29 protein-coding genes, 1 tRNA gene, 3 pseudogenes and 1 riboswitch are annotated in these 25,383 nt (G+C 67.7%); of the genes and pseudogenes, 15 read left to right on the forward strand and 18 right to left on the reverse strand.

What is annotated here, in order from left to right:
• Positions 1-20 precede the first annotated feature (20 nt).
• Together CJ179_RS25345 and CJ179_RS25350 are read left to right on the forward strand one after the other, a co-directional pair.
• Positions 21-1,367 carry a lysine N(6)-hydroxylase/L-ornithine N(5)-oxygenase family protein gene (locus CJ179_RS25345; RefSeq protein WP_095863247.1) on the forward strand — a complete coding sequence of 449 codons (1,347 nt, stop codon included), beginning with the start codon at positions 21-23 and terminating at the stop codon, positions 1,365-1,367.
• Positions 1,364-1,615, forward strand: a complete 252-nt coding sequence (locus tag CJ179_RS25350) for an MbtH family protein (RefSeq protein WP_005244517.1) — start codon at positions 1,364-1,366, stop codon at positions 1,613-1,615. Before CJ179_RS25345 ends, CJ179_RS25350 begins: the two co-directional genes overlap by 4 nt.
• A gap of 109 nt (positions 1,616-1,724) precedes the next feature.
• Here the strand turns inward: CJ179_RS25350 and CJ179_RS25355 are convergent, their stop codons facing one another.
• Complete coding sequence (locus tag CJ179_RS25355; RefSeq protein ID WP_072947937.1) at positions 1,725-3,164, reverse strand: threonine/serine exporter ThrE family protein; 1,440 nt, start codon at positions 3,162-3,164, stop codon at positions 1,725-1,727.
• A gap of 1 nt (position 3,165) precedes the next feature.
• Entirely contained in the window at positions 3,166-3,546 is a 381-nt protein-coding gene (locus tag CJ179_RS25360; RefSeq protein ID WP_095863248.1) for a nuclear transport factor 2 family protein, read from the reverse strand.
• Between the two features lie 72 nt (positions 3,547-3,618).
• Between CJ179_RS25360 and CJ179_RS25365 the strand changes: the two genes are divergently transcribed.
• Positions 3,619-3,693, forward strand: a tRNA-Thr gene (locus CJ179_RS25365).
• Between the two features lie 145 nt (positions 3,694-3,838).
• Positions 3,839-4,042: an RNA polymerase sigma factor gene (locus tag CJ179_RS25370; protein WP_095863249.1), complete on the forward strand. Its 204-nt coding sequence runs from the start codon at positions 3,839-3,841 to the stop codon at positions 4,040-4,042.
• Between the two features lie 4 nt (positions 4,043-4,046).
• On the opposite strand, the pseudogene CJ179_RS25375 reads toward CJ179_RS25370, so the two are convergent.
• Positions 4,047-5,334: pseudogene (locus CJ179_RS25375) on the reverse strand (lipase family protein).
• Between CJ179_RS25375 and CJ179_RS52815 the strand changes: the two are divergent.
• Positions 5,215-5,481 carry a hypothetical protein gene (locus CJ179_RS52815; RefSeq protein WP_241031720.1) on the forward strand — a complete coding sequence of 89 codons (267 nt, stop codon included), beginning with the start codon at positions 5,215-5,217 and terminating at the stop codon, positions 5,479-5,481. The pseudogene CJ179_RS25375 and the gene CJ179_RS52815 sit on opposite strands and share 120 nt — an antisense overlap.
• Before the next feature lie 71 nt (positions 5,482-5,552).
• Here the strand turns inward: CJ179_RS52815 and CJ179_RS25380 are convergent, their stop codons facing one another.
• From CJ179_RS25380 to CJ179_RS25390, 3 genes are all read right to left on the reverse strand, one after another.
• Complete coding sequence (locus CJ179_RS25380) at positions 5,553-6,188, reverse strand: TetR/AcrR family transcriptional regulator (protein ID WP_095863250.1); 636 nt, start codon at positions 6,186-6,188, stop codon at positions 5,553-5,555.
• A 72-nt stretch (positions 6,189-6,260) separates the two neighbouring features.
• Complete coding sequence (locus CJ179_RS25385) at positions 6,261-8,153, reverse strand: glycoside hydrolase family 15 protein (protein ID WP_095863251.1); 1,893 nt, start codon at positions 8,151-8,153, stop codon at positions 6,261-6,263.
• An 85-nt stretch (positions 8,154-8,238) separates the two neighbouring features.
• Positions 8,239-9,126: a sigma-70 family RNA polymerase sigma factor gene (locus CJ179_RS25390; protein ID WP_095863252.1), complete on the reverse strand. Its 888-nt coding sequence runs from the start codon at positions 9,124-9,126 to the stop codon at positions 8,239-8,241.
• A gap of 78 nt (positions 9,127-9,204) precedes the next feature.
• On the opposite strand from CJ179_RS25390, the pseudogene CJ179_RS25395 reads away from it, so the two are divergent.
• Positions 9,205-9,591 (forward strand): annotated as a pseudogene (locus CJ179_RS25395) (SDR family oxidoreductase); the annotation flags it as partial.
• A 37-nt stretch (positions 9,592-9,628) separates the two neighbouring features.
• Here the strand turns inward: CJ179_RS25395 and tnpA are convergent.
• Positions 9,629-9,965: pseudogene (gene tnpA, locus CJ179_RS25400) on the reverse strand (IS200/IS605 family transposase); the annotation flags it as partial.
• 20 nt (positions 9,966-9,985) lie between these two features.
• On the opposite strand from tnpA, the gene CJ179_RS25405 reads away from it, so the two are divergent.
• The gene (locus CJ179_RS25405; RefSeq protein ID WP_095863253.1) at positions 9,986-11,224 is read left to right on the forward strand and encodes an RNA-guided endonuclease TnpB family protein; all 1,239 of its coding nucleotides are present in this window, start codon (positions 9,986-9,988) and stop codon (positions 11,222-11,224) included.
• On the forward strand, positions 11,225-11,656 hold the full coding sequence (locus CJ179_RS25410; protein ID WP_241031470.1) for an SDR family oxidoreductase: 432 nt from the start codon (positions 11,225-11,227) through the stop codon (positions 11,654-11,656).
• Here CJ179_RS25410 and CJ179_RS25415 read toward each other — a convergent pair.
• The 3 genes from CJ179_RS25415 to CJ179_RS51415 form a co-directional block, all read right to left on the reverse strand.
• Positions 11,641-12,561: a SigB/SigF/SigG family RNA polymerase sigma factor gene (locus CJ179_RS25415; protein ID WP_095863254.1), complete on the reverse strand. Its 921-nt coding sequence runs from the start codon at positions 12,559-12,561 to the stop codon at positions 11,641-11,643. The two genes, CJ179_RS25410 and CJ179_RS25415, sit on opposite strands and share 16 nt — an antisense overlap.
• 43 nt (positions 12,562-12,604) lie before the next feature.
• A complete protein-coding gene (locus CJ179_RS51410) occupies positions 12,605-12,748 on the reverse strand; it encodes a hypothetical protein (protein ID WP_167372177.1) in 144 nt (47 codons plus the stop codon).
• An 83-nt stretch (positions 12,749-12,831) separates the two neighbouring features.
• Positions 12,832-12,975, reverse strand: coding sequence for a hypothetical protein (locus CJ179_RS51415; RefSeq protein WP_167372176.1), 144 nt, complete (start codon positions 12,973-12,975; stop codon positions 12,832-12,834).
• 224 nt (positions 12,976-13,199) lie between these two features.
• Here CJ179_RS51415 and CJ179_RS25425 point away from each other — a divergent pair, with 224 nt between their 5' ends.
• Positions 13,200-13,526 (forward strand): helix-turn-helix transcriptional regulator, encoded by a 327-nt coding sequence (locus tag CJ179_RS25425; RefSeq protein WP_083395631.1) that lies wholly within the window; start codon positions 13,200-13,202, stop codon positions 13,524-13,526.
• 11 nt (positions 13,527-13,537) lie between these two features.
• On the opposite strand, the gene CJ179_RS25430 is transcribed toward CJ179_RS25425, so the two are convergent.
• Positions 13,538-13,921, reverse strand: a complete 384-nt coding sequence (locus CJ179_RS25430) for a hypothetical protein (protein ID WP_072942853.1) — start codon at positions 13,919-13,921, stop codon at positions 13,538-13,540.
• A gap of 241 nt (positions 13,922-14,162) precedes the next feature.
• On the opposite strand from CJ179_RS25430, the gene CJ179_RS25435 reads away from it, so the two are divergent.
• Both CJ179_RS25435 and CJ179_RS25440 read left to right on the forward strand, forming a co-directional pair.
• Positions 14,163-14,465, forward strand: a complete 303-nt coding sequence (locus CJ179_RS25435) for a MerR family transcriptional regulator (protein ID WP_072942855.1) — start codon at positions 14,163-14,165, stop codon at positions 14,463-14,465.
• Positions 14,466-14,555: 90 nt separating this feature from the next.
• Positions 14,556-14,786: a hypothetical protein gene (locus tag CJ179_RS25440; protein ID WP_072942857.1), complete on the forward strand. Its 231-nt coding sequence runs from the start codon at positions 14,556-14,558 to the stop codon at positions 14,784-14,786.
• Between the two features lie 15 nt (positions 14,787-14,801).
• On the opposite strand, the gene CJ179_RS25445 is transcribed toward CJ179_RS25440, so the two are convergent.
• The 4 genes from CJ179_RS25445 to CJ179_RS25460 all read right to left on the reverse strand — a co-directional run bounded on the left by CJ179_RS25445 (position 14,802) and on the right by CJ179_RS25460 (position 17,614).
• A complete protein-coding gene (locus CJ179_RS25445) occupies positions 14,802-15,965 on the reverse strand; it encodes an epoxide hydrolase family protein (RefSeq protein WP_072942859.1) in 1,164 nt (387 codons plus the stop codon).
• 55 nt (positions 15,966-16,020) lie between these two features.
• The gene (locus CJ179_RS25450) at positions 16,021-16,371 is read right to left on the reverse strand and encodes a hypothetical protein (protein ID WP_072942861.1); all 351 of its coding nucleotides are present in this window, start codon (positions 16,369-16,371) and stop codon (positions 16,021-16,023) included.
• A 73-nt stretch (positions 16,372-16,444) separates the two neighbouring features.
• A complete protein-coding gene (locus CJ179_RS25455) occupies positions 16,445-17,251 on the reverse strand; it encodes an ABC transporter (protein ID WP_072942863.1) in 807 nt (268 codons plus the stop codon).
• A gap of 48 nt (positions 17,252-17,299) precedes the next feature.
• The gene (locus CJ179_RS25460; protein ID WP_072942865.1) at positions 17,300-17,614 is read right to left on the reverse strand and encodes a multidrug efflux SMR transporter; all 315 of its coding nucleotides are present in this window, start codon (positions 17,612-17,614) and stop codon (positions 17,300-17,302) included.
• A 10-nt stretch (positions 17,615-17,624) separates the two neighbouring features.
• Positions 17,625-17,686: riboswitch (guanidine-III (ykkC-III) riboswitch) on the reverse strand.
• Positions 17,687-18,458: 772 nt separating this feature from the next.
• On the opposite strand from CJ179_RS25460, the gene CJ179_RS25465 reads away from it, so the two are divergent.
• A complete protein-coding gene (locus CJ179_RS25465; RefSeq protein WP_167372175.1) occupies positions 18,459-19,175 on the forward strand; it encodes a response regulator transcription factor in 717 nt (238 codons plus the stop codon).
• 80 nt (positions 19,176-19,255) lie between these two features.
• Complete coding sequence (locus CJ179_RS25470; RefSeq protein WP_072943153.1) at positions 19,256-20,638, forward strand: cell wall metabolism sensor histidine kinase WalK; 1,383 nt, start codon at positions 19,256-19,258, stop codon at positions 20,636-20,638.
• Positions 20,639-20,641: 3 nt separating this feature from the next.
• On the opposite strand, the gene CJ179_RS25475 is transcribed toward CJ179_RS25470, so the two are convergent.
• Positions 20,642-21,067 (reverse strand): HIT family protein, encoded by a 426-nt coding sequence (locus CJ179_RS25475; RefSeq protein ID WP_174705505.1) that lies wholly within the window; start codon positions 21,065-21,067, stop codon positions 20,642-20,644.
• Positions 21,068-21,207: 140 nt separating this feature from the next.
• Between CJ179_RS25475 and CJ179_RS25480 the strand changes: the two genes are divergently transcribed.
• Positions 21,208-22,461: a bifunctional glycosyltransferase family 2/GtrA family protein gene (locus CJ179_RS25480; RefSeq protein WP_095863256.1), complete on the forward strand. Its 1,254-nt coding sequence runs from the start codon at positions 21,208-21,210 to the stop codon at positions 22,459-22,461.
• Positions 22,458-24,539: a glycosyltransferase family 39 protein gene (locus tag CJ179_RS25485; protein WP_095863257.1), complete on the forward strand. Its 2,082-nt coding sequence runs from the start codon at positions 22,458-22,460 to the stop codon at positions 24,537-24,539. The genes CJ179_RS25480 and CJ179_RS25485 overlap by 4 nt, the downstream gene beginning before the upstream one ends.
• A gap of 59 nt (positions 24,540-24,598) precedes the next feature.
• Here CJ179_RS25485 and CJ179_RS25490 read toward each other — a convergent pair whose 3' ends face one another.
• Both CJ179_RS25490 and CJ179_RS25495 read right to left on the reverse strand, forming a co-directional pair.
• Positions 24,599-24,997, reverse strand: a complete 399-nt coding sequence (locus CJ179_RS25490; protein WP_095863258.1) for a hypothetical protein — start codon at positions 24,995-24,997, stop codon at positions 24,599-24,601.
• Positions 24,981-25,367, reverse strand: coding sequence for a hypothetical protein (locus tag CJ179_RS25495; protein WP_095863259.1), 387 nt, complete (start codon positions 25,365-25,367; stop codon positions 24,981-24,983). Before CJ179_RS25495 ends, CJ179_RS25490 begins: the two co-directional genes overlap by 17 nt.
• Positions 25,368-25,383: the final 16 nt, after the last annotated feature.

Below are 25,383 nucleotides of genomic sequence, written 5' to 3' on the forward strand. Positions count from 1 at the left end.
TCGAGGACGGACAACGAGCTATGAGTGAATCGCCGGAAACGGTCGGTACAGATCTCCCGGTGCGAGATGTCGTGGGTGTCGGATTCGGTCCCGCCAACCTCGCACTGGCCATTGCCATCGAGGAACACAACGCGGAGTGCCCCCCGCGCGAGCGGATCAGCGCGCAATTCTTCGAGAAGCAGGATCGATTCGGGTGGCATCCCGGAATGCTGCTCGACGGCGCCACCATGCAGATCGCGTTTCCCAAGGATCTGGTGACGTTCCGGAATCCGCGCAGCGCATTCACCTTCTTCAATTACCTCTTCGATCAGGGTCGCCTCGTCGACTTCGTCAATCACCAGACGTTCTTCCCGACTCGTCACGAGTTCCACGACTACCTGCAGTGGGCGGCACGCCGAGTGGACGCCGACGTGCGGTACGGCACCACGGTGGAGGCGGTACGCGGAATCCGCGGCGACGACGGGGTGATCGACCGTTTCGAGGTCCGTGCCGCCGACGGCTCCACGGTGATCGCACGCAACGTCGTGGTCGGCGCGGGTCTGCGGGAACGAATCCCCGAGTGGGCCAACCCCTCTGCGCGGTGCTTCCACAACCATCAATTCCTGTTCCGGCTCGGCGAGATGCCGGCCCCGGTTCACCAGCGGTTCGTCGTCCTCGGAGCGGGTCAGAGCGCCGCCGAGATCGTCCAGTACCTGCACGGAAACTACCCCGAAGCCGAAGTCCACAGCGTCTTCTCGCGTTACGGCTACAGCCCGGCCGACGACAGTCCGTACGCCAACCGCATCTTCGATCCGGAGGCCGTGGACGACCTGCACGGCGCCCCGGAGGGGGAGCGTCTGCGATTGCTGGATGTCCATAGGAGTACTAACTATTCGGTGGTCGACATCGAGCTCATCAACGAGCTGTACGCGACCGAGTACCAGGAACGCGTGCGCGGGCGCCGCCGGCTGTTCATGCGCCGCGCGTCGGAGATCATTGCCGTCGACGAGACTTCGGACGGAATCGAGGTGGCGGTGCGCAGCGGTGTGGACGGCCTCACCGACACTCTTGCTTGCGACGCACTGATTCTGGCCACCGGTTTCACCCCCGCTCCCCTCGAGCCGCTGCTCGGCGAACTGGCGCCGAAAACCCACCCGCCCCGGGAAGTCGGCCGAGATTACCGATTGGCGGTTTCGCCGGACGTCACAGCGGGAATCTATCTGCAGGGCGGCACGGAGAAAACGCACGGAATCACGTCGTCGCTCCTGTCGAACGTTGCCGTGCGGGCGGGAGAGATCGTTACATCTGTCGTAACAAGGCGTGGCAGCAACGGCACGCTTGCTAGTGTGAACGCACAGGACACGTATGCGACAAGCGAGGCGAGATGAGCACCAATCCATTCGATGACGAAGAAGGCCGCTTCTACGTGCTGGTGAACGACGAGGACCAGCACTCACTGTGGCCCACGTTCTCTGAGGTGCCGGCAGGCTGGCGCGTGGTTTTCGGCGAGGAAAGCCGGGCAGCCTGCCTCGAGTACGTGGAGAAGAACTGGACCGACATGCGGCCGAAGAGCCTGCGTGAGGCCATGGAGGCCGACGAGAAGTCGGGCGGACGGCACAGCGTCGACAAGAGCTGACCTCCTCGTCGCCCGCGTTTCGGCGACGTTGTGGGCCGGGACGACCGTCCGGTGAGATTCCGGCGGTCGCGCCCGGCCGACGGCCGAGAGGCCGTCACCTGAAACTGCCTCAGGCCGCCTTCTGTGTGTGTGTTTCGACCGGCTTCCGCCGCCTCGTCTTGAAGACGGGGCGGCGGATGTCGTCTGTGCGGCGCAGGATGCGCGGCCTCCGCAGGGTCCGGGCGATCCATTCGCCGAGTGTGACGCCGGCCGCGAGCGCGCAACCGATACCGAACGCCGCCAGCAGCGAGCCCAGTCCGATCACCACCTCGTTGTTGAGCAGGGCGTACAGACCCCGGTACAGGGACAGACCCGGCAGCAGCGGCGTGATACCCGCCACCACGACGACCAACGGCGGCGTGAGCGCGCGGCGGGCCATCAGACCACCGGCGAAGCCGACCACGGTGGCGGCGAGTGCCGAACCGATGATCGGGCCGATGCCGAACTGGTGCGCCACCATGTACACGAGCGCGCCGGCCGCGCCACCGAACCACGCGGCCGTCAGGGCCCGTTGCTCGGCGTAACAGGCCAGTGCATAGAACATCGACGCGAAAGCGCCCGACATCACCAGCACGGGGAGTTGCACGAGTTCGGTGATCTCGACGTTGACCGGGGGCAGGGTCGAACCCAGCACGCCGGTCAGACGCAACGAGATGGCCACACCGGCGATGATGCCGCCGGTCATCATGACCACTTCGAAGAATCGCGCCGCCGCCGTGATCGGTGCTCCCGTGATGGCGTCCTGTACGGAACCGACCAGTGACAGCCCGGACAACAGCACCACCACACCGGCCGAAATGATCTGCGACGGTCTGATCTCGACACCCAGCTGATCCTGGAACGTGTAGAGCGTCGCCGCCGGGGTCGCGGCCACCAGGCCGCCCGCCACCTGCTGGAAGAAGAACGGCAGACCGATGCGGTTGAGGACGCGGTTGACCCGGTAGATCACCATCGTCGTCAGGAAGGCGACGGACGCGACCAGCACCCCACCACCCATCAACACGGACACCGACGCGGCCATCGACGCCCAGGCGAGCGTCGCGATCCAGCGGTTGTACGGGTGCGGCGCCGTGGTGACCGCGGTCAGGGCCTCATGCGCCTCGCCGGGGGTGACCGCTTCCCGGCGGATGCGCCGGGTGAGCCGGTCGACCGCCGCGAGCCGGGTGAAGTCCATCGAGCGGTAGTGCACGATCCGCATGGTGCTCGCCGGCGGGAGGGTGGGCCCGCGGTACGCCGACAGCACGATGGAGTTGTACGTGACATCCACATCGCACTGGGCGAGGCCGTACGTGGCGGCGATGAACTGCACCTGTTCGGCGGTGTCCATCGCACCGGTGCCGGACGCGAGGAGGACTTCACCGACTCGCACGGCGAGGTCGAGTACTTCGGCGACGACCGCATCGTCGGTGAGGTCGATCGGCTGCAGCGGGGTGGGTGCAGCGGTGACCGCATCGACCGTTGCGCGACGGTCGCCTGTGAGACGTTGGAGGGATTCTGTGAGCTTGGACATACTACGTGTCGGAGACAAGGTCTTTCTCGGTCAGATCGGTAGCGGAGAGTGCAGACTCGAGTGTCTCGTGGCGGAACGTGGAGATGACCTGATCGTGGACGACACGGAATGCAGAGGCCAGGATACGCGTCTCTTCCGGGTCCGTGGCCCACGTGGCCTGCTGTTCGACCACCAGCACTCCGTCGTAGTAATACATTCGCTTCGGATTCAGCGTGATGCCCGCGGTGGACGCCCATTCCCGCAGCGGCGCCAGGCCCTGAGTGGCGCCTTTCGGTCCACCCATCTCGATGTCGTCGCTCGACAGCGACAGCAGAGTGTCGATGTCGCCGGAGTTGAGGGCGTCGTGCCAAGCGAGGACGGTGGCGATCTCCGAGGTACTCATGGCTCCAACGCTATCCAATGTGGGCGGAAGTGGCCGACGTTCCTGCAATGGATATGATGGGCGCGCGTGTCCGCCTCCTTAGCTCAGTGGTAGAGCACTCGCCTTGTAAGCGAGCGGTCGTCAGTTCAATCCTGACAGGAGGCTCCACCGCGGAATTGCCTCCGCACACAGAGGGCCACCTTCCCCCGGGGGAAGGTGGCCCTCTGTCTTTTCCGCACGCTCACCCCTGGGTGGGCAGTTCGTCACCCTGGGGTCCCTGTCTCCGACCCCGCCGGTCATTGACGATGGGTACATGCAAGTGAATTCGTGCAGGTCGGCGGTATTGGACGCGGTCGACGCGCTGCCCGCCCTCGAAAGGGAGACACTCGCCCTCGTGTTCTACCGGGGAATGTCCTGCGACGAGGTGGCGGCGACGATGAAGACCACCGTCGACGTCGTCCGGGACCGGCTCCACGAGGGCTCGCGCACCCTGCTCGCCGGTGTCGGCGGGCTGTGAACCGTCACGTCCCGATCGGCTGACCGAGCAGGCTCGCGAGTGTGTCGCCGACGATCGACGACCACACCGGCCACGTCTTCTCGTCGAGGGCCATCGACCCCACGTCGTGGGTGGCGCACCCGGCGCCGGCCGGGACCCCGTCGAAACGGTCCCGCAACCACATCAGGGCGCTCGCGGCCGCGACCGGCTCGAGGGACAGGTGCTCGCTGGCGTGGTCGCGGATGTACGTCACCCGGGCGTCCGGGTCCTGGCAGTACGTGTCGACGAGCCGGTCGACGGGCCCGACCGGCACCAGCCAGTCCGGGTTCGCCTGATACATGAACATGGGGACGTCCGGCACCCGATGGCCCATCCTCGTCCGGTCGAGTACCGATTCGACCACCGGATCGCGCAGCGGGTCGCCGCTGGGGCTGTCGAACAGGCCCCGCAGGTTCGCGAACGGCAGCAGCGCGGACTGATAACTGACGCACAGGTTGCCCTTGGCGGCGAGGAGCTGCTTGCCGAGGGGGTTCAGGTGGGTGTCGAGATACTCCGCGAGTTCGGGGTAGTCCCGGCTCACCCCGAACACCCCGCCCAGCACGATCCCCGCGCCCAGGTTGTTGTCCGCGAGATCGACCAGGGCGCCGAGATCGGCCGGGATACCGCCCTCGGCCGCGCCGACGATGTTCAGGTCCGGCGCGTAGCTCTCGTGGAGTTCGGCGGCATGCCCCGTCGCGATCGCGCCACCCGAGTACCCCATCAGTCCGACCGGGGTCTGCCTGCCGGACAGCTCCAGGGGGTCGAAGTTCTCCGCCGCCCGGATTCCGTCCAGGGTGATGCGGCCCGCGAGGGGCCCGGCCGCGTAGGCGGCGTTCGGGCCCTGATGGTCCGGCAGCACGACGGCCCATCCCTGGGCGAGCGCGGCCTGGGCCTCGAGGAACTGCAGCGGCGCGGACCTGACCGGTCAGCGGCGCGGGAACGGACCACTGCTGCAGCGCGTACGAGGCGGCGCAGTACTGGCCGAGCGAGTCTTCCGCCGGCTGGAGCGACAGCAGATTGCGGACGCCGTCGATCGTGCCCCGCGGTTTGACGACCGTCGCGACCGCCGGGATCGCCTCGTCCCGCGAATTGTTGGAGCGATACGACAGCTGCCACGCGTCGACGTTCACCGGAACCGCCGACAGGTTCGCCAGATGGACTTCGCGGGCGGCGATGATCTCGCCCGGCTCGGCCGCCGCGACCACGTCCGCAGGCGGCTCGTAGAAGCCCCGGTCGGCCTCGGGCCAGGCGGGAACGGCCGGGGCCGGCTGCACGTCCACCGCCGTCCCGCCGTCGGTGGGCGCCCCGACCGACGGTGCGGCGACGGCGAGCTGTGCACCCACCACCATCGCTCCCACCAGCAGTATTCGGTGTCGCAGCGCTCTCGATCTGATCATGTGGTCCTCCCCGGGCCGAAGTGAGACGTCCATGTCTCACTTTGAGTGCCAGATCAGGTGTGACGGGTATCGCAATACTCGCGAGTAAGTTCCGGTCAGGCCTGATCGGTGACCAGCGCGATGAGCATCGTGCTCAGGACGTCCACCAGGACCGACGCGGACGGCCGGGGTGAGGCGGTGCTCCAGTGGTGGGCGAGGTCGTTGACCGCCCCGATGAAGGCGATCGACACCATCGCGAACCGTTCGGGTGGGTCGACGACGCCACCGTCGATCGTGCGGGTGACCGCCTCGAAGAGTTGCGCCCACTGTGCGCGGCGCTCGAGGCGGTACTGCTCGACCCGGGGGCCCGCCCCGACCACCTCCACGAAGATGATCCTGGCGCGCCGCTCGTCGGTGCCGACCGATTCGATGTAGGCCGTCATCACGGTGCCGGCTACGGTCCGCGGATCGCGCGAGGGGGCCGCCTCGTTCGCGGCGAGCACGGCGTCCCGGGCGTCGTCCTGAATCGTGTCGTAGACGGCCAGGAGGATGTCCTCGCGGCTGCCGAACTCCTCGTAGAACTGGCGCCGCGACAGTCCCGCGTCGGCGCAGATGTCGCTGATCGAACTGTGGGCGTACGTCTTCTCCGCGAAGACCGACAGGGCCGAGTCGAGGAACCGTGCCCGGCGGGCTACGCGACGTTCGGCGACCGGTTGGCCGCTGTACGTCCGACTCGATTCGGCTCGGGACACATGATCAGCCTACGGTGGCGGACACAGCGAGGCCGTCGCCCGCGCGGCGGACGTGTCGGGCCCGGCCTCGGCTCACATCAGTTCCCGCATCCGCTCGTGCAGGATGATGCGCCCCGCGGCCTCGATCAGCGCGAGGTGGGAGAACGCCTGCGGAAAATTGCCGAGGTGACGGCCCGTGCTCGTGTCGAATTCTTCCGCGTACAGGCCCAGGGGAGACGACACGCTGACCAGTCGCTCCATCAAATCGGTGGCCTCCTGCACCTGATCGACCACGGTCAGGGCCGACACCAGCCAGAACGAGCAGATCAGGAAACTGCCTTCCTTGCCCGACAATCCGTCGTCGGTTTCGCCGGTGCGGTAGCGCAGGACGAATCCGTCCTCGGTGAGATCGCTCGCGATGGCGTCGACGGTGGCGCGCAGCCGGACGTCCCCGCGGGGTAGGAACCCGAAGACCGCGGCGAGCAGCGTCGACGCGTCCAGCGCCTCGGTGTCGTAGTGCTGTCGCAGCACCCCCTTCTTCACGCCGTGCGCGAGGATGTCGGCGCGGATCTCCTCGGCTGTGGCACGCCAGGTGTCCTCTGCCGCCCGATCGCCGCGGATGCCCGCGATCTTCGACGCCCGGTCGAGCGCCACCCAGCACATCAGCTTCGACGACACATAGTGCTGCGGTGCGCCGCGCGCCTCCCAGATCCCCTGATCGGGGTCGCGCCACACCGCCGAGGCGCACGCCGCCTGCTGCTGCACTAGCGGCCACAACCGGCGGGGAAGTCGCTTGCTGCGCACCGTGTGCAGCAGGATCGAGTCGAGGACGGCGCCGAACACGTCGTTCTGCCGCTGGTCGAACGCGCCGTTACCGATCCGCACCGGGCGCGCGCCCGCATAGCCGGACAGGTCGTCGCGGGTCGACTCGGTGAGGTCGCGGGTGCCGTCGATTCCGTACATGATCTGCAGTGCGCCGTCACCGTTCGACTCGAGGTCGGCGATGAACTGCATGAACTCGTCGGCCTCCCAGTCCAGGTTCAGGTAGTGCAGGGCCTGCAGCGTGAACGTGGAATCCCGCATCCACGTGTAGCGATAGTCCCAATTGCGTTCGCCACCAGGGGTTTCCGGCAGGGAAGTTGTGAGGGCTGCGACGGTGGCGCCGGTCGGCATGTACGTGAGGCCCTTGATGGTCAGGGCGGACCTCTGGATCGCCTCACGCCACCGATGGTCTGGGAAGCGGGCGTGACTGAACCAGCGCCGCCAGAACGTCGCGGTCGCATCGAGTTGCGCGACAGCCTCTTCCACCGTTCCCGGCGCGGCGAGTTCCGCGGCCCAGGTCAGCGCGCAGTACAGGGTTTCGCCCTTCTCGAGCATGTGGCGCGCGCGAACCCGTCCGCCCTCGATGCCGAGCGCCATGTCCGTCTGCAGGCGCAGCGTGAGCCCCGCACCGCTCGCGTCGGCGGTGTGCCGATCACCGTTCACGAGAACCCACTCCGCCGGTGCGCGTCCGTAGTCGAACACGGGCTCGCACACCAACTCCACCTCCACGCTGCCGTCGAGGCACGTGACCGTGCGGACCAGCATGTGGTCGGCATCCTCGTCCGCCGGCGGCCTCGTGTGGGGAGTGACGGTGTCCTCACCGCGGGTCGGGCTCATCGTCAGCGCACTGCGCACGTTCACCCACCCGGTCGGGGTGTTCCACACCGCCGAGATGATGTTGGTGCCCGGCTCGTACTGGCGGGACGCCGGAACGTTGAGCCCGAACGGGCCGATCCGGAACATCCCGGCCTCACGGTCGAGGAGGGAACCGAACACGCTGGGCGAATCGAACCGGGGCACGCACAGCCAGTCGACGGAACCGTCCGGCGCGATCAGCGCCCCGGTGTGGCAGTTCGAGAGGAAGGCGTAGTCCGCGATCGGCGGGAACGGCGACGGCGCGGCCGCGCTCCGGGGTGGGGCATCGTCGTCCGAGGCAGTAGTCACGTTCGCGCCCCTCTCCCCGGGTGTCGGCTCCCTCCATGCTGCGGGGTCTCGGCGCCGACGGTCATCACCCGGATCGGGTGACCGGTCAGTCCCCGAGGACGGCGAGATCGAGCCGGCGGACGCGATCCGGCTCCGCGATGACGTCGATCTCGGTGATCGTCCCGTCCACGATCGTGAACGCCAGCACCAGGGGCGGCCGCCCTCGGGGAGCCATCACGAGCCCGGCCGCCCCGTTCACCAGGGCCACCTGGGTGACCCGGGCCCGTTCCGCGGATGCGAGCGCGCCCTTGGCCACGACGCGGGCGCCCCGGATCACGAGCGGTCCCGGGGTGGGTCCGACAGCCGGATCGGCCCGGAGCACCACCTCCGGATCGAGCAGGGCGACCAGCGCGTCGAAGTCGCCGCCGCGGGTGGCGGCCAGATAGGCGTCGACGACAGCTCGCCTGCGGTCCAGGTCGGCGGAGTCCGGTGCCGGCGCCGCGCCCTTCACCCGCCGGCGGGCGCGGCTGGCGAGTTGCCGCACCGCCTGGGAGGAGCGGCCCACGATGGGGGCGACGTCGTCGAACGGCACGTCGAACATGTCGTGCAGCACGAACGCGAGCCGCTCGGCCGGGGTCAGCGTGTCGAGCACGACCAGCAGCGCCAGCCCGACCGAGTCGGCCAGCATCGCTTCGTGTTCGGGGTCGCCACCGTCGTCGTGGCCGACGGCCGGATCGTGTGCCTGCACGTCGAGAGGTTCCTCGCGCCGCTGCTCGCGTGAGCGCAGCACGTTCAGGCACACCCGCGACACCACCGTGATCAGCCACGCCCCGAGGTTCTCCACCTCGCCGGTGTCCGCGCGAATCGTGCGCAACCACGCTTCCTGGACGGCGTCGTCGGCCTCGCTCACCGAGCCCAGCATCCGGTAGGCGACGGCCCGCAGCCGCGGCCGGTGTTCCTCGAAACGCTCGGTCAGCCGATCGCGGTCGTCCACCGTGTCACATTCCTTCCTCGCGGCGTGTCTCACGGGTAGACCCACCGAAATCAGCAGTCCGAAGAATCTGGACAGATCATGACATCACCCATTCTCATCACCGGCGGTACCGGCACGCTCGGACGTCAGGTCGTCCCACTGCTGCGGGCGGCGGGGCGGGACGTGCGGGTCGTCAGCCGGCACGGCCGAGACCCCGGCGACGGCGTCGAGTACATGATCGGCGACCTGTTCGAGGGCAAGGGAATTGAAGCCGCACTGGACGGGGTCGAGACCGTTCTGCACCTGGCGGGTGGCCCCAAGGGCGACGAGGTGGCGACCCGGAACCTGGTCGAGGCCGCCTCGCGCGCCGGGGTGCAGCATCTCGTCTACATCTCGGTGATCGGGGCCGACCGGGTTCCGCTCGGCTGGTTCACCGGATTAATCAGAGGAAGCCTGGCCCTTCAGGGCCGGGAGGAAGCTGATTCTGTACTGCGCGATCGCGCGTAGCGGGGTCGCTTTCTGGTGTGGGTTCGGGTCGTTTTTGGTTGGTGATGTACTCGGCGACGATGGCGAGTGGGGCTCCGCCTGCGGAGGCGGCGAAGTAGGACGGTGACCAGAAGTGATTGCCCCACAGGTATTTCTGGATGTGGTCGGGGAACTCTTGGCGCAGGTATCGAGCGGAGACGCCCTTGAGGCTGTTGACCAGGGTGGAGAGTTGCACGGTAGGTGGGTAGTGGATCACTAGGTGGACGTGGTCGGTGTCTCCGTTGAACTCGGTCAACGTGCGCCGAACTTGTCACACACCTCTGCCATGATTGCCCGCATCGGGTCAGCATCGGGTCGGTGAACGCACCGCGACGATCAGGGAAAGGCGCAGGGTGTGAAGCGGATCGTTGTCGTGAAGCTGGCTCCCACCCCGGAGCAGTATGTGGCGCTGAAATCGACACTGGAGTTGTGCAATGCGGGGGCGAACATGGTTGCGCAGCTCGCGCACACCGCCGCTGATCGGCGCCCGTTCGCGCTGCAAAAGCAGGTCTCTGCCCAGCTCAAGGCGTGCGGGTTGTCGGCGCAACCGGCGATCCGGGTCATCAAGAAGGTGGCGGATGCGTACGCGACCCGGACAGCGAACCTGCGTAACGGGAATTACGGCACGCCGGGATCGACACGGTATGCGAAGGTTGCGGGTAAGGCGGTCGTGTTCCGTCAGGACGCGGGCCAACCGTTCGACGATCGGTGCTTGTCGTGGCAGATCGATCGATCGACGGTGTCGATCTGGACGAGCGCGGGCCGGATGCGCAACGTCGGATTCGTGTGCGCGCCGTGGCAGCGGACAATGCTCGCCGACCGCACAGGCGAGTCGGATCTGATTTTCCGGGACGGATGTTTCTACCTGCATGCAACCGTCGACACCGGCGCACCGCAGCAGCTGGTCCCCGCCGACGACCCCGCCGGGTGGCTGGGTGTGGACTTGGGGATCGTGAACCTGGCTGTGACCACCGCAGACGACCCGGCCGAACTCGACGTCCGGTGGTCCGGTGGTGCGGTCACCGCCCGCCGGAAAAAGAACGGAACCATCCGGTCCGCGCTGCAGAAGGTGGGGACCAGGTCCGCGAAGCGGAAACTGAAGAATCGGCGGAGGAAGGAGACTCGGTACGCCACCGACATCAATCATCAACTCTCGAAAACGATTGTTGCCCAGGCGCAACGCACCGGTCAAGGAATCGCGGTAGAAGACCTGTCGGGAATCCGGGACCGGGTACGGCTCGCACGCAGACAACGGCAACAATTGCACTCCTGGGCATACGCGCAACTGCGCGACCAGATCACCTATAAGGCGCACGCCGCAGGAGTGCCGGTGCAGGTGATCAACCCTCGCAATACCAGTAAGACGTGCCACCTCTGCGGGCACTGCGACACCGCGAACAGGCACAGTCAAGCACTGTTCCGGTGCCGCGGCTGCGGATGGACCGGTCACGCGGACCATAACGCCGCCGCCAACATTGCCGCACTCGGACACACCAACTACCGGGCCGCCCAATCAACCGTGCCTAAAGCAGCCACCCCTCTCACAGCCAGTGAGAACGTGAGCAGCAAACCCGCGTCCTTCAGGACCGGGTAGTTGATATTCAAGCTGGCCGCGGAGCGAGCGGTGGCCGACTCGGGCCTGCCGTGGACGACGTTGCGCGCAGCCCAGTTTCACGAACTGGTGCTGAGCATGCTGCAGAAGATGGCGAAACTGCCGGTGATCCCGGTCCCGGGCGGACTGCGCTTCCAGCCGGTCGACTCGGGGGAGGTGGCGGCGCGTCTGGTGGAACTGACGCTCGGCGCCCCGGCAGGCCTGGTTCCCGACCTGCCCGGGCCGACGGTGTACGGGATGGGCGATCTGGCGCGCAGTTACCTGCAGGCGACCGGCAGGCACCGGCTGACGATGCCGGTCCGGATGCCGGGCAAGGCCGGCCGCGCGTACCGGGACGGCGTCAACCTGTCGCGCGAGGCGGCGACGGGCAAGCGGACGTGGGAGGACTTCCTGGCCGCCTACCCGGGCATCTGACCGCTGGCGTCGGCGAGTTTCCCGCGCAGGTCCGCCAGGGTTTTGTTCAGCAGCCGGGACACCTGCATCTGCGAGACGCCCACCCGAGCGGCGATCTGCGACTGGGTCATGTTGCCGAAGAACCGCAGAACGAGGACGGTGCGTTCGAGGTCGGGAAGGGATCCCAGCAGCGGCTCGAGAACCACGTGGTCCTCGACGTGTGCGAGGGACGGGTCGACGTCGCCGATCGTCTCCGACAGCGGGCGCTCGTCCTCGCCGAGCGGGAAATCGACGGACAGGGTGCTGTAGGCGTCGGCAACCCGGAGGCCCCGGACCACCTCCTCCTTGTCGATCCCGAGGGCCTCGGCCAATTCGCTCGCCGTCGGGGCGCGTCCGAGTGTGGTGGTCAGTTCGGTCGTCGCGGTCGTGAGGGAAAGGTGCAGTTCCTGCATGCTGCGCGGGACGCGCATCGCCCATCCCGTGTCGCGGAAGTGCCTGCGGACTTCGCCGGTGATCGTCGGGACGGCGTACGACACGAAGTTCGCCCCGCAGCGGGCGTCGAAACGGTCGACTGCCTTGACCAGACCGATGCGGGCGACCTGGATCAGGTCGTCGAGGGGTTCTCCGCGACCGAGGAAACGCCGGGCGATGTGTTCGGCGAGCGGCAGGCACCGCTCGATCAGTCGCTGTCGCAGCAGTTCGCGGCGGGGGTCGGAGGCGGCGAGCCGGCCGATGGCCTCGCACTGCGCGGGCACGTCACGATACTGGTCACGCTCGCGGCGCGCGGTCTCGTTTCGGGCCTGCCGTAGCTCTACTCGTGCGGCGTCGGCGTCGGCTGCGGACTTCGTGCGATGCACCGGCTTCGACCGCGTGGGGATGCGTCGGATTTCGAGCGATGGTTCGACGAGCGGGGTGGACACTTTCATGGCTCTGCCCTTCTCTGACCTGCCGGCATCGGCGATGGCGTCGCTATTCGACGAGTGCGGGGGACGTGTCTGCGGCCTCGTCGGCGAACATCGCCTCGATCCGGGCCTTGATTTCCTCGGTGCTCATCGTGGCTCCGCCGCGCGTGGTGCTGGTGGCGGAAGCGTGGAATGCGGAGCTGGCGGGCATGAGGGCTGCGTCCTGTCGTGTGCGAAGAGTCTGTGTCTGGGTCTGTGTCGGTGTCGAACGGGTGCGGGTGTCGGGGTGTCCGGTCACGTCGGCAGGGACGAGAGGAGAGTGAGCGCGCTGAGCGCCAGCGTGGCGATCAGGCCGCCGGCGATCGCTCCGCCGCTGCCTGCACCGAGAACGAGGACCTCCCCGTCGTGGGGAGTGCTCTGAGGGTCGTGGGTGGTCATCTGCGGTTCTCCTTCGTGCGGCCTCGTCGTGAGAACTAATCTGCGTTGAAGAATATAGATTTGTTCTACAGCGGTCGGACGGGAAGTTCAAGCCGAATCGGCAAGATTGCTGGTCCAGCCCCGCGGGGGTGTGGGCATTCCGGAGCGAACCTGCGCGCCCCGCGGCATATTGTGTCCACCGGCGCTTGCTAAGGTTGATGTGCCCTGAGAAGAAGGGAGACCCGGTGACGTCCTCTCATATGCCGCTTCGTTCGCAGCGGGGTGTATACGGGATCTCGGTAACGTCGGAACTGACGGGTATCGGACCACAGACGCTGCGCCTGTACGAGCGGCGCGGGTTGATCACACCGACTCGCACGGGCGGTGGCACACGCCGGTACAGCGAGGACGATGTCGCGCGCCTCCAGAAGATCACCGAACTCGTCGCCGCAGGAGTCAATCTCATCGGCATCGGCCAGATCCTTCGGCTCGAGGCCGAGAACGCGGTCCTCGCGGCGCGGAACGCCGAACTCGAGCAACTCGTCCGATCCGAGGTCCCGGACCGCGCCTGAGCGGCGCCGGATCAGCTCGCAGACTGGTCGTTCGTGGGGTTGAACTCGTCGAACGACGCGTCGGCCGACTGCCATTTACCTTCGGCCCGGATGTCGGCGAACGCGAGGTCGAATGCGTCGACCAGCCACGCGTGCCCGGCGGTGGCCAGCAATTCGTCGGACGTGCCGTCGGCGGCGCCCTGGAACAGGCTGACCCTCCACTCGGACGCGTCCTCGACGGCGTCGGTCAGTCCGTCGGTGGCATTCGACGCGAGAAGGTACCGGTTGAACTCGAAGTCGACCCGGATCGCGTAGCCCGCACCGGTGTTGACCACGTTGGCCGGTCGCTGCGTGGCCGCGGCGAGCGCCGTGAGGGCGTCGCGGTAGCGATCTGCGTGTTCCTGAGTACGGGGCACCGTCTTCTCGTCTCTCGCACAGAGGCCGCGGCGCTCACGGCCACGACACCTCGACGAATCCGTCCGGGGTCGGTGGCGGTTCGTGTTCGGTTCGGGTCCGAGATTACGTGACCCGATGGTCGTCTTGGCGGCCGCCGGCCAGGCATGACGGGTCCGAGATGCAAAATCTGTATTTACGAATGCAGATTCATTTCATTTGCGTGTTAATATCAGGTGTTCCTTAAGCAGAAGGGAGCCTGTTATGACCATCGACGTCCTGCCCCGCTCACGTCGCGGGGTCTACGGAATTGCGGTGACGTCGGAGTTGACGGGCATCGGCCCGCAGACTCTCCGCCTGTACGAGCGGCGGGGGTTGCTCACCCCCGCCCGGACCAGCGGCGGCACCCGCAGATACAGCGACGACGACCTGATCAGGCTGGCACGCATCGCTCAGCTCATGGACGACGGTGTGAACGTCGCCGGCATTCGGCGCATCCTCGCGCTCGAATCCGAGAACGCCGAACTGGCGTCCCGGCTGGACGGGCCGGGCCGCACGCCCGGATAGTGATCCACCACTGCGCCGGGGAGGTGAACTCTGTACCCGCCAGGGCTCCGACTCTGGCCCCGCATTCGACTCCAGACGGGACAAAGAATCATGACCCTCACGGCCCACAATGCATTCCGCACGCACAGTGCCCGGCACGCGAAGGACCGGCAGGCAGAGCCCGACCGCCGCTTCTCGCTCGGAACCGCGCTCGTCGCCGCCCTCGTCGCGGCGGCGCCGGCAATGGCCGTGACCGGTTCGGTGGTCCTCGCGGCCGCCACCGCCGGATCCGTTCTCGTCGGCGTGCTGCTTGCCGCCTTCCTCATCTCGAGCCTGATCTGACCGCTCCGGATCCGCTCAGCGAAGTCCGGCGAAGAAGTCCCGGATGTCCGCAGTCAGGGTCGCGGGCTCCTCGAGTGCGGCGAAGTGGCCGCCGCGATCCTCGACGTCGGTCCACCGCGTGATCGCATGCTCCCGCTCCGCGTAGCGGCGGATGCCGACGTCGTGGGCGAAGACGATGACGGCGGTCGGGATGCCGGACACGGAATTGGCGGTGCCCCAAGAAGATTCCTGCATGTAGCCGACGTACGCGGCCGAGGACGCGGTGTCGGTCAGCCAGTACAACATGACGTTGGTGAGCAGGCGGTCGATGCCGACGACGTCGTGGGGGAGCGCCTCCCGCGGATGCGTCCACTCGCGGAACTTGTCGACGATCCAAGCGAGCTGACCGACCGGTGAATCGGCGAGCGCGGCACCGAGCGTCGCAGGTCGCGTCGACTGGATGGAGATGTAGCCGAACTCGTCGGTCAGGAACCGCAACACCCGGTCCAGGCGGTCCCGCTCCAGCGGTGTCAGGCTCGCCCGCTCCGCCTCGTCCACGTCGTGGACGGGAACCCCGATGTTGCCGTTGAGGTGCACCCCGGCCACCGCGTCCCGGGCGATGCGGGCGACCTCGGGCGAGACGCCCGCGCCGATGTCGCCGCCCTGGACCCCGTAACGGTCGTATCCGAGCCGGCTCATCAGCTCCGCCCACGCCCCGGCGATCCGGTGGATGTTCCAGCCCGATTCGCGGACCGGTCCCGAGAATCCGAATCCGGGCAGCGACGGCACCACCACGTGGAATGCGTCCGCGGGGTTGCCACCGTGCGCCACGGGGTCGGTGAGGGGCCCGATCACGTCGAGGAACTCGACGAACGAACCCGGCCAGCCGTGGGTGAGGACCAGGGGCAGTGCGTCCGGTTCGGGTGAGCGGACGTGCAGAAAGTGGATGTTCTGCCCGTCGATCTCGGTCACGAACTGCGGGAAGGTGTTGAGCGATTTCTCCTGTGCCCGCCAGTCGAACTCGTCGCGCCAGTACGCGACGAGTTCGACCAGGTAGGACGTGGGCACCCCGGTTTTCCAGTCGTCACCCGGGAGCGGGGTGCCGAACCGGGTCCGCGCGAGTCGTGCGGCGAGATCGTCGAGTTGCGCCTGCGCGATGTCGATGCGAAACGGTCGGATGGACTTCGTCGTGTCGGTCATGCAGACCACGCTACGAAGGATTGAGGACAGTTCCGGTCCTTGATCGAGGGACGGGTCAGCAGGCCCCGGTCTTGGCGGCGTCGTAGGCCTGGATCATCTGATCCTTGCGCTCCTGCGGAGCGTCCTTCCACTCCGCCGTCTCGGCCGACTGGGTGAAGAGGTCGTCGAGGGCCTTCGTGCGGTCGAACGTCTCGCCGCTCTGCTGCGCGCGGGCCTCGGCGCCCTTCGCGTACTGGAGGAGGCCTTTGCACAGGTCCGCGACGGCGGGCAGGCCTGCGGAGGACGCCTCGGTGGCCTCGGTCGTTGCGCTCGCCGTGGACTCGGCGTCGGTGGTGGTCGATTCGGAACTGCACGCCCCGAGCAGCAGGGCGGCCGGGATCAACAGCGCAACGATGGTTCGTGTCATGCGAAATACATACCAGAGGCAGGTGTCGGTCAGTGTCGGCCGGTCGCTCCCAGGCCGTCCCGAGCGGACAGCGTCAGGCGGGGCCGAGGGTGTAGTCGACGCCCGGACGGTCGCCCTTGCCCTTGTTGAGCCAGCGCCCCGGCAACTTGCCCGCCAGTTCACCGAGCGGCCCGACGGCGGCGCTGAGAACCCCCACCGTCTCCTGCAGCAGGTCGACGCTCGCGCTCATCCGCTCGAGGTTGGGCGCCAGCGCCGTCAACGTCTCGGACAGTGCCACGATCTGATCGAGCGGGCCGCCCTCGGCGATGAGGCGTTCGAACGCGCCGCCCTCTGACAGCAGTGTGTCGAGGATGCCGTTCTCGGCGAGCGCCCGATCCACCAGTCCGCCCGGCGCCGTGAGCCGTTCGACCGCGCCGTCCTGCGCAGTCAGCCGTTCGAGGGGTCCCTGCTCGGCGGTGAGACGGTCGAGCAGGCCGTCTTTCGCGAGCAGTCGCTCCAGGGTGCCGTCCTCGGCGAGGACCCGGTCGAGCGGGCCGTCCTTGGCGAGGACCCGCTCGAGCGGCCCACCCGGCTCGAGCAGTCGTTCGAGGGTGCCGCCCTCCGACGTGAGACGGTCGACGGGGCCGCCCGGGGCGAGGAGACGATCGAGCGGACCGCCCGGCTGGAGGGCCTGCCCGAGCGGCCGGTCGTTGGCCGCCAGCGACGACAGTTGGCTGATCACCTGCAGCGGGCTCCCCTGGGTGCTCATTCCCGTGACCACGCCGGTCCCGGCGACCGCGGTCCGCACCGACACGAGGGCGGCCTCGGCGATACCGAGACCGACATCGGCCGCCGCGAGACCGGCACGCACCGGGAGGGTCATCAACGACACCAGGTTCATGGAGTTACTGTAACCCGCGACACACAATCATCGAGCGTGTCGATCAGGTCAGTGCAGAGCCTTCAGTCCGACGACGCATCCCACGATGCCCAGGATCAGCAGAATCTTCACCGGCGTGGCACTCTCGGCGCCCGTCAGCATCGCGAACCCGACCGTCAGCGCCGCGCCGATGCCGACCCACACCGCGTACGACGTTCCGGTGGGGAGACTGCGCATCGCGTAGGCCAGACCCGCCATGCTGAAGACCAGGGCGACGCCGAAGACGATGCTGGGCCCGAGCTTGCTGAATCCCTCCGACCGGCCGAGGGCGGTGGCCCAGACAGCCTCCAGAACCCCCGACAGCACGAGCACGATCCACGCCATGACAAACCTCCGGGCACCGTCTTGTCGCTGGCCGGGTACGGTGCGCTCGTCCGGATGTCGTGTCGACGAATTCCACGGTACCCAAAGACGCGCTCCGCGCCCGTGAGTGGTGAGCGACTCCACAGGCTCGCTCCGCGCGCACGGCGCGGGAATGCACCGAATATCTCGCAGATCGAGACCTGCTGACTTATTGTCGAGCGCGACAGTGAATTCTGTGCGTATACCACGGAAGATAACGAGGAACATCATGATGCTCGGACTGCTCGCCGCAATCAACAGCGCTTTCACCCTCGGACTCGCCAACACGATCGGCACGTTCGGCGGAGTGGTGCTCAACCTGAACGTCGTCGCCTGAACTTCCTGCCTGTCAAGACAACTCCGGTCGCAACCCCGCCGTCGGCTCGACGGCGGGGTTGTCGCGTTGTGCGGCGACCGTGAGCGCCGGGGCGCGGGAGAGCAACTGTCCCATCCTCGCTCATGCGCCCGGAATTTCATCCTTTTTCGCTCGAGAAGAATGGGTGATTTTATTCAGGGAAATTGCGTGCGCGTGTCGCCACGAATTTGTCGAACGTGACTTAGTGTCATCCGCAACGCGTACGGACAGCGCGCAAACACCCCTTCACCGGGGCGACGATGGAGGTCATGATGCTGGGACTGCTCGGGGCGCTCAACAGTGGTGTCACACTCGGATTGGCCAACACGATCCTGACGTTCGGCGGGGTAGTGTTCAACCTCAATATCGTCGTCAACTGACGATCGGAATCCGTCCGGCCAGGGCCGGCCGCACCGGCTCACAGGAACCTCCCAGGAAACCTACAGCGACGATCCAGCGTCACGAGTGATGATGGGTTGCGTGAATGATAAGCCTGTCGAAGCCCGCGTCCTCGTCGTCGACGACGAACCGAACATCCTCGAGTTGCTCTCCGTGAGTCTCCGATTCCAGGGATTCGAGGTGGCGACGGCGTCGACCGGGGCCGAGGGACTCGACACGGCGCGCACCTTCCGCCCGGACGCCGTCATTCTCGACGTCATGATGCCGGGAATGGACGGGTTCGGCCTGCTCAAGCGGTTGCGCGCCGACGGTGTGGACGCGCCGGTGCTGTTCCTCACCGCGAAGGATGCGGTGGAGGACAAGATCAGCGGCCTGACCCTCGGCGCGGACGACTACGTCACCAAGCCGTTCAGCCTCGAAGAAGTGGTGACCCGGCTTCGCGTCATCCTCCGGCGGGCGGGCAAGGTGTCGGTGGAGGAGCAGTCGGCCCGCATCAAGTTCGCCGACATCGAACTCGACGACGACACGCGGGAGGTCTGGAAGGCGGGCGACCTGGTGTCGCTCTCTCCGACGGAGTTCACGCTGCTGCGGTACTTCATGGTCAACGCCGGCACGGTGCTGAGCAAGCCGCGGATCCTCGACCACGTCTGGAACTACGACTTCGGCGGTGAGGTCGGCGTGGTCGAGTCGTACGTGTCGTACCTGCGCCGGAAGGTCGACACCGGCGAGACCCCGCTGATCCACACCCTCCGCGGCGTCGGCTACGTGATGCGCGAACCGCGGCGATGACCGCGCCCGCGGCTCCCCGGGAGTCGGCCGAGGTGGTCGCCACCGTCCCGAACAGGCCTGCGCGACGGTGGATCCGGGCGATGCCACTGCGCATCACGCTCGTCGGCGCCGTGCTCCTGCTCGCTGCGCTCGGGCTTCTCGCGTCCGGTGTCGCGGTGACGTCGGCGCTCGAGAATTCGCTGACCAACCGCGTCGATCACCAACTCCACGAGGCCGCTCAGGGGTGGGCGAAGCCCGGCAAGTCGCGTCCGCTGCCGCCGCCCGACGAACCGAATCCCGGACGTCCGCCGAGCCCGTTCTACGTCCGCACGACATTGGCCAACGGCACCGTGCTGCGTGAGATCAACGACGAATCCGTCTCGCCCGCACTGCCGGAAGACCCCGCCTCCGTGCCCGTGACGGTCGGCTCGACCGACGGTTCCGACGTGCGGTGGCGGGTGCTGACCACCACCGCGCCGGACGGCATCGAGACGACGGTCGCGATGACGCTCACCGAGAACGACGAAACCGTGAACCGGCTGGCCGTGCTGCAACTCATCATCGGTGTGGTGGTGCTGATCGTGCTCGGAGTGGTCGCGTATTTCGTGGTCCGGCGCAGTCTGCGTCCCCTCGTCGAAGTGGAGGAGACCGCCGCGGCGATCGCGGCGGGAGACCTGCACCGACGCGTCCCGGAACGGGACGACCGTACCGAGATCGGGCGACTGTCTGTGGCGCTCAACGGAATGCTCGCGCAGATCCAGCACGCGTTCGCCGCCACCGAGGCGTCGGAGGAGTCGGCGCGGCGGTCCGAGGAGAAGATGCGGCGATTCGTCGCCGACGCGAGCCACGAACTGCGCACCCCGCTCACCACGATCCGCGGCTTCGCCGAACTGTATCGACAGGGCGCGATGACCGACACCGAAACCCTGATGAGCCGCATCGAAGGGGAAGCGTCGCGGATGGGTCTCCTGGTGGAAGACCTGCTGATGCTCGCCCGGCTCGATGCCCAGCGACCCCTCGAGACCCGGCCCGTCGACCTGCTGTCGGTGGCATCCGACGCCGTGCACGGGGCGCGCGCCGTCGCCCCCGAGCGGTCCATCGCCCTCGACGTCCGCCCCGGACCCGGGACACCGGAGGTGATCGGCGACGAGGCCCGGCTGCGGCAGGTCCTCGGCAACCTGCTCGCCAACGCCGTCAAACACACCCCCGCCACCGCGGACGTGACGGTCCGGCTCGGCACCACCGAGCACAGCGTCGTGCTCGAGGTGGCCGACACCGGACCCGGACTGACCGAGGAAGACGCGGCCCGGGTGTTCGAGAGGTTCTACCGCACCGACGCGTCCCGCACCCGGGAGAGCGGCGGCAGCGGGCTCGGCCTGTCGATCGTCGCGGCCCTGGTCGCCGCCCACCGAGGGTCGGTAACCGTCGACAGCCGGCCCGGCGAAGGTGCCACGTTCCGGGTGGAACTGCCGCGGTCGAGCTGACCGTCAGTCGGGGACGTTGGCCCCGTGGCCGAGTTCGCGCAGCGCCGCCTTGATCTTCGCCTGCGCCTCCTCGAGCGATTCCTGGGACGGATTCTGCTCGGCGTTGCTGATGTTGAAATCGCCGAGATCGTAGGCGGGGAAGACGTGCAGGTGCAGGTGGGGCACCTCGAGGCCGGCGATCAGCAGTCCCGCCCGCGGTGCGTCGAACGCCGGGCGGACGGCCTGCCCGATCGTGCGGGCCACGTCCATGACCTTGTTCCAGACCTCACCGTCGACGTCCTGCCACTGGTCCACCTCCTCGCGCGGCACGACGAGGGTGTGGCCCTGGGTCACGGGGGCGATCGTGAGGAACGCGACGACGTCCTCGTCCTCCCACACGAACCGTCCCGGCAGATCTCCGTTGATGATGGCGCTGAATACAGATCCCATGGCCGCCATTATGCGGCTTCGCCACCCGTGAGTACTTATTAACCTTCCGCGGTTAATAAGTACTCACGGGCGCGAAGCGCACAGGAAACTCCCAGCCTCCGTCCAGAGTGATCGCAGCGTCCGGGCCGAACCTTGGACGCATGACGACGAATTCCCTCTCCCGAGCACCGGGCGCCATGGGACGACTCGAGACCTCCGGAACCTCCGAGACCGCGCCCGTGCTCGACGTTGTCGTGCCGGTCTACAACGAGGAAGCCGGACTCGAACGTTGCGTGCGCCGGCTGCGGCGGCACCTCGACGAGAACGTTCCCTACACCGCCCGCATCACCATCGCCGACAACGCCAGCGTCGACGCCACCCTCGCCGTGGCCCACCGACTGGCCGCCGAGATCGACGGCGTCCGCGTCGTGCACCTCGACGAGAAGGGACGCGGCCGCGCCCTGCGCGCGGTGTGGAGTGCCTCCGACGCCGAGGTGGTGGCGTACATGGACGTCGATCTGTCGACGGACCTCAACGCCCTGATGCCGCTGATCGCACCGCTGCTGTCGGGGCATTCGGACCTCGCGATCGGCTCCCGGCTCGCCCGCTCCTCGCGGGTGGTCCGGGGCCCGAAGCGTGAGTTCATCTCCCGCAGCTACAACCTCATCCTCCGCAGCGCGCTGCACGCGCGGTTCTCCGACGCGCAGTGCGGGTTCAAGGCGATGCGGGCGGACGTCGCGCAGCGTCTGCTGCCGCTGGTCGAGGACACCGGATGGTTCTTCGACACCGAGCTGCTGGTGCTCGCGGAACGCGCAGGCCTGCGCATCCACGAGGTCCCCGTGGACTGGGTCGACGACCCGGATAGTCGCGTCGACATCGTCGCGACCGCTGTCGCCGACCTCAAGGGCGTGTGGCGGGTGGGCCGGGCGCTGTCCACCGGATCGCTGCCGATCGGCAGCTTGCGGGACAGCTTCGGACGCGAGCCGCTGGTGCCCGGGGTTCCCCGCGGCATGGTCGGGCAGTTGGCCCGGTTCGCGGTGATCGGTGTCGCGTCCACCGTCGCGTACGCGCTGCTCTACCTGGTTCTGCATCCGGTCCTGGGCGCGCAGTGGGCCAACGCCGTCTCACTGCTGGTCACGGCCGTGCTCAACACGGCCGCGAACCGCGCGTTCACGTTCGGGGTGCGCGGATCCGAAGGCGCCGCCCGGCATCAGATGCAGGGTCTGCTCGTGTTCGCCTTCGGACTGCTGCTCACCAGCGGTTCCCTGTTCGTCCTGCACTCGGCGGCCCCGGACGCGTCCAAGCACGTCGAACTCGCCGTCCTCGTACTCGCCAATCTCGTTGCCACCATCAGTCGTTTCATAGCCCTTCGCTGGGTGTTCCGGAACGCTCGCCCCGAAGGAGTTCACGCATGACGACGACCCTCGAACAACCGAAGGTCGAAACGCCCGAACCTCCTCCGGCCCGGCGGAGGTGGGAGCCCTGGGCGCTCGCCGCACTGCTCGTCGGGACGGCGGTCGCGTACATCTGGGGGCTCGGCGCTTCCGGCTGGGCCAACTCGTTCTATGCCGCCGCGGTGCAGGCCGGTTCGGAGTCGTGGAAGGCGTTCTTCTTCGGGTCCTCCGACGCCGCCAACTCCATCACCGTCGACAAGCCGCCGATGTCGCTGTGGCTGATGTCGCTGTCGGTCCGGATCTTCGGCCTCAGCTCGTGGGCGATGCTGGTGCCGCAGGCCCTGCTCGGCGTCGGTTCCGTCGCGCTGCTGTACGCGACGGTGAAGCGGTGGTTCGGGGCCCCGGCCGGTCTGCTCGCCGGTCTGGTGCTCGCACTGACGCCGATCGCGGTGCTCATGTTCCGGTTCAACAACCCCGACGCGCTGCTGGTGCTGCTGATGATCGCGTCCGTGTGGGCGATGCTGCGTGCCGTGGAGGACGGACGCACCCGGTGGATGGTGCTGACCGGCGTGTTCGTCGGGCTGGGGTTCCTGACCAAGCAGCTTCAGGTGATGCTCGTCGTTCCGCCGCTCGCCCTGACCTACCTCTTCGCGGGACCACCGAAGTTCGGCAAACGCCTCGCCCAGTGCTTCGCCGCGCTCGGCGCGATGATCGTCTCCGCGGGCTGGTGGTTGCTGACCGTCGAGCTGTGGCCGGCGTCGTCGCGGCCCTGGATCGGCGGTTCGCAGAACAACTCGATCCTCGAACTCACCCTGGGCTACAACGGTCTCGGCCGGTTGAACGGTGAGGAGACGGGCAGCGTCACGCCCGGTGGCGGCGCGCGTGGCGAAGCCGGAGCAGCAATGGGTGACGCCATGGCAGGCGGGGGCTTCCCCGGAGGCGGCCCCGGCGGTGGCGGCGGAATGTGGGGCAGCACCGGCATCACGCGCATGTTCGAGTCGGCTCAGGGCGGTCAGATCGCCTGGCTGATCCCGGCCGCTCTGATTCTGCTCGTCGCCGGTCTCGTAGTGCGTGGCAGGGCGCCACGCACCGACACGCAACGTGCGTCGTTCGTCGTGTGGGGCCTGTGGCTGCTCGTCACCGGGCTGACGTTCAGCTTCATGGCCGGAATCTTCCACGCGTACTACACCGTCGCGCTCGCACCGGCCGTGGCCGCGCTGGTGGCGATCGGTTCTGTGACGCTGTGGCGTCGACGCGACACCCTGTGGATGCGTGCTGTTCTTGCGGTGACACTGCTGGCCACAGCGGCCATGTCCTGGGTTCTGCTCGGGCGCAGTGCGTCGTTCGTGCCGTGGCTGAAGTGGGCCGTGGTCGTCGCCGGTGTTCTCGCCGCGGTGGCCGTGCTGATCCCGGCGCTGACCAGGGGACGGATCGCGGCCGTCGTCACGCTGGCCGCGCTGTTCACTGGGCTCGCCGGACCGACGGCGTACGCCGTCGACACGATCGCGACGCCGCACACCGGTTCGATCGTCTCGGCCGGACCCACCGTCGAAGGCGGTCGCGGTGGCTTCGGCGGAATGGGTGGCCCCGGTGGCATGGACGGTGCCGGACGCATGGGCGGGCGCACCGACGGCGGCGCCGCGCCCACGATGCCGGGCGGTGCGGCTCCCGGTGCCACCGACGGCGCAACGGCAGGCGCCGCCGACGGCATGGGCGGCATGGGAGCCATGGGCGGCGCTGCCGGGGGACTCCTCTCCGGCAGCAACCCCGGCGAGGAACTGGTGTCGTTGCTGGAGCAGGATGCCGGCAACTACACCTGGGTGGCCGCGGCCATCGGATCCAACAGTGCGTCCGGTTACCAGCTGGCCACCGAGGACCCGGTCATGCCGATCGGCGGGTTCAACGGCAGCGATCCGTCACCCACGCTGGAGCAGTTCCAGCAGTACGTGGCGGACGGGAAGATCCACTACTTCATCGCCGGCGGCCGGGGCGGCGGAATGGGTGGCGACGGCACCGCGTCGGAGATCTCCACCTGGGTGCAGGCGAACTTCACCGCAGTCACCGTGGACGGCGTGACCCTGTACGACCTCACGTCCTGACCGAAACCCCCTGTGAGTACTTGTTAACCGCCCGCGGTTAACAAGTACTCACAGGTGTGTCAGAGGGGGAACGAGATCTCGGGCGTGCGGCAGATGAGCAACCTCCGCACGAGCCCGGACTCGTCGAGCTGTGCCGAGGTGTTGAACGACGCCTCGAATTCGCCGTTCCGGGTGGTGCGTCCCAGTGCCAGTTCGACGTCACCCACCCGCGAGCCCGCGAGGATCTCGTGTACCAGCACGCTCTTCTCGCGTTGCTGCAGGTACCCGACGAGACCTGCGCGATCGCCGACGAATTCGGCTGCCTTCCCGCCGCCGGTGGAGAACTGGATCGACATCCGGAAGTCGTCGGTGATCATCGTCAGGACGCGGTCGGGATCGTCCGAATCCATGAACGCGAACCATGCGACCAGCACGGGCGTCGGTGACGTCCTCGGATTCAGGTCAGTCGCGCTTGTCATGTGCCAACTCCCTTGTGAGAATGCTGAATTCCGTGTCGAAGGACACTTCATATGCGTCGATGGTGCCGTCGGCGTCGAGGTGCATGGCGGCGAGGAAGTAGCCGGTCGTCTTCGTCTCGTTCTCGACGACGGAGCCGTAGGCGAACTGGACGTCGCCGGCGCTGCTCGTCCGGAGCAGCACGTGCCGCCGGTCGACCGGGGGTCGTCCCCGGAGGTAGTCGAGCATGTCGGCGCGGGTGTGGCCGCGACGGACGGTACCGGGAAGAACTATGGCGAACTCGATCGATTCGTCGAGCAGGGCAACCGCGTCTTCGATCCGGCCGCTGTCGAGGATCGCGTAGTACTGCTCGATCACGAGTGCATCGGTCATGAAATGAACTTAGTTC

It is taken from the genome of Rhodococcus sp. ACS1 (assembly GCF_002300155.1).
Lineage (GTDB): Bacteria > Actinomycetota > Actinomycetes > Mycobacteriales > Mycobacteriaceae > Rhodococcus_F > Rhodococcus_F koreensis.

Excerpts from the sequence above, each read along its gene's own strand:
- CJ179_RS25345 (WP_095863247.1), top strand. The coding sequence starts at position 21 with ATGAGTGAATCGCCGGAAACGGTCGGTACAGATCTCCCGGTGCGAGAT.
- CJ179_RS25350 (WP_005244517.1), top strand. The coding sequence starts at position 1,364 with ATGAGCACCAATCCATTCGATGACGAAGAAGGCCGCTTCTACGTGCTG.
- CJ179_RS25355 (WP_072947937.1), bottom strand. The coding sequence starts at position 3,164 with ATGTCCAAGCTCACAGAATCCCTCCAACGTCTCACAGGCGACCGTCGC.
- CJ179_RS25360 (WP_095863248.1), bottom strand. The coding sequence starts at position 3,546 with ATGAGTACCTCGGAGATCGCCACCGTCCTCGCTTGGCACGACGCCCTC.
- CJ179_RS25370 (WP_095863249.1), top strand. The coding sequence starts at position 3,839 with ATGCAAGTGAATTCGTGCAGGTCGGCGGTATTGGACGCGGTCGACGCG.
- CJ179_RS52815 (WP_241031720.1), top strand. The coding sequence starts at position 5,215 with ATGGACTTCGCGGGCGGCGATGATCTCGCCCGGCTCGGCCGCCGCGAC.
- CJ179_RS25415 (WP_095863254.1), bottom strand. The coding sequence starts at position 12,561 with ATGAAAGTGTCCACCCCGCTCGTCGAACCATCGCTCGAAATCCGACGC.
- CJ179_RS51410 (WP_167372177.1), bottom strand. The coding sequence starts at position 12,748 with ATGCCCGCCAGCTCCGCATTCCACGCTTCCGCCACCAGCACCACGCGC.
- CJ179_RS51415 (WP_167372176.1), bottom strand. The coding sequence starts at position 12,975 with ATGACCACCCACGACCCTCAGAGCACTCCCCACGACGGGGAGGTCCTC.
- CJ179_RS25435 (WP_072942855.1), top strand. The coding sequence starts at position 14,163 with ATGACCATCGACGTCCTGCCCCGCTCACGTCGCGGGGTCTACGGAATT.
- CJ179_RS25440 (WP_072942857.1), top strand. The coding sequence starts at position 14,556 with ATGACCCTCACGGCCCACAATGCATTCCGCACGCACAGTGCCCGGCAC.
- CJ179_RS25445 (WP_072942859.1), bottom strand. The coding sequence starts at position 15,965 with ATGACCGACACGACGAAGTCCATCCGACCGTTTCGCATCGACATCGCG.
- CJ179_RS25450 (WP_072942861.1), bottom strand. The coding sequence starts at position 16,371 with ATGACACGAACCATCGTTGCGCTGTTGATCCCGGCCGCCCTGCTGCTC.
- CJ179_RS25455 (WP_072942863.1), bottom strand. The coding sequence starts at position 17,251 with ATGAACCTGGTGTCGTTGATGACCCTCCCGGTGCGTGCCGGTCTCGCG.
- CJ179_RS25460 (WP_072942865.1), bottom strand. The coding sequence starts at position 17,614 with ATGGCGTGGATCGTGCTCGTGCTGTCGGGGGTTCTGGAGGCTGTCTGG.
- CJ179_RS25465 (WP_167372175.1), top strand. The coding sequence starts at position 18,459 with ATGGGTTGCGTGAATGATAAGCCTGTCGAAGCCCGCGTCCTCGTCGTC.
- CJ179_RS25470 (WP_072943153.1), top strand. The coding sequence starts at position 19,256 with ATGCCACTGCGCATCACGCTCGTCGGCGCCGTGCTCCTGCTCGCTGCG.
- CJ179_RS25475 (WP_174705505.1), bottom strand. The coding sequence starts at position 21,067 with ATGGGATCTGTATTCAGCGCCATCATCAACGGAGATCTGCCGGGACGG.
- CJ179_RS25480 (WP_095863256.1), top strand. The coding sequence starts at position 21,208 with ATGACGACGAATTCCCTCTCCCGAGCACCGGGCGCCATGGGACGACTC.
- CJ179_RS25485 (WP_095863257.1), top strand. The coding sequence starts at position 22,458 with ATGACGACGACCCTCGAACAACCGAAGGTCGAAACGCCCGAACCTCCT.
- CJ179_RS25490 (WP_095863258.1), bottom strand. The coding sequence starts at position 24,997 with ATGACAAGCGCGACTGACCTGAATCCGAGGACGTCACCGACGCCCGTG.
- CJ179_RS25495 (WP_095863259.1), bottom strand. The coding sequence starts at position 25,367 with ATGACCGATGCACTCGTGATCGAGCAGTACTACGCGATCCTCGACAGC.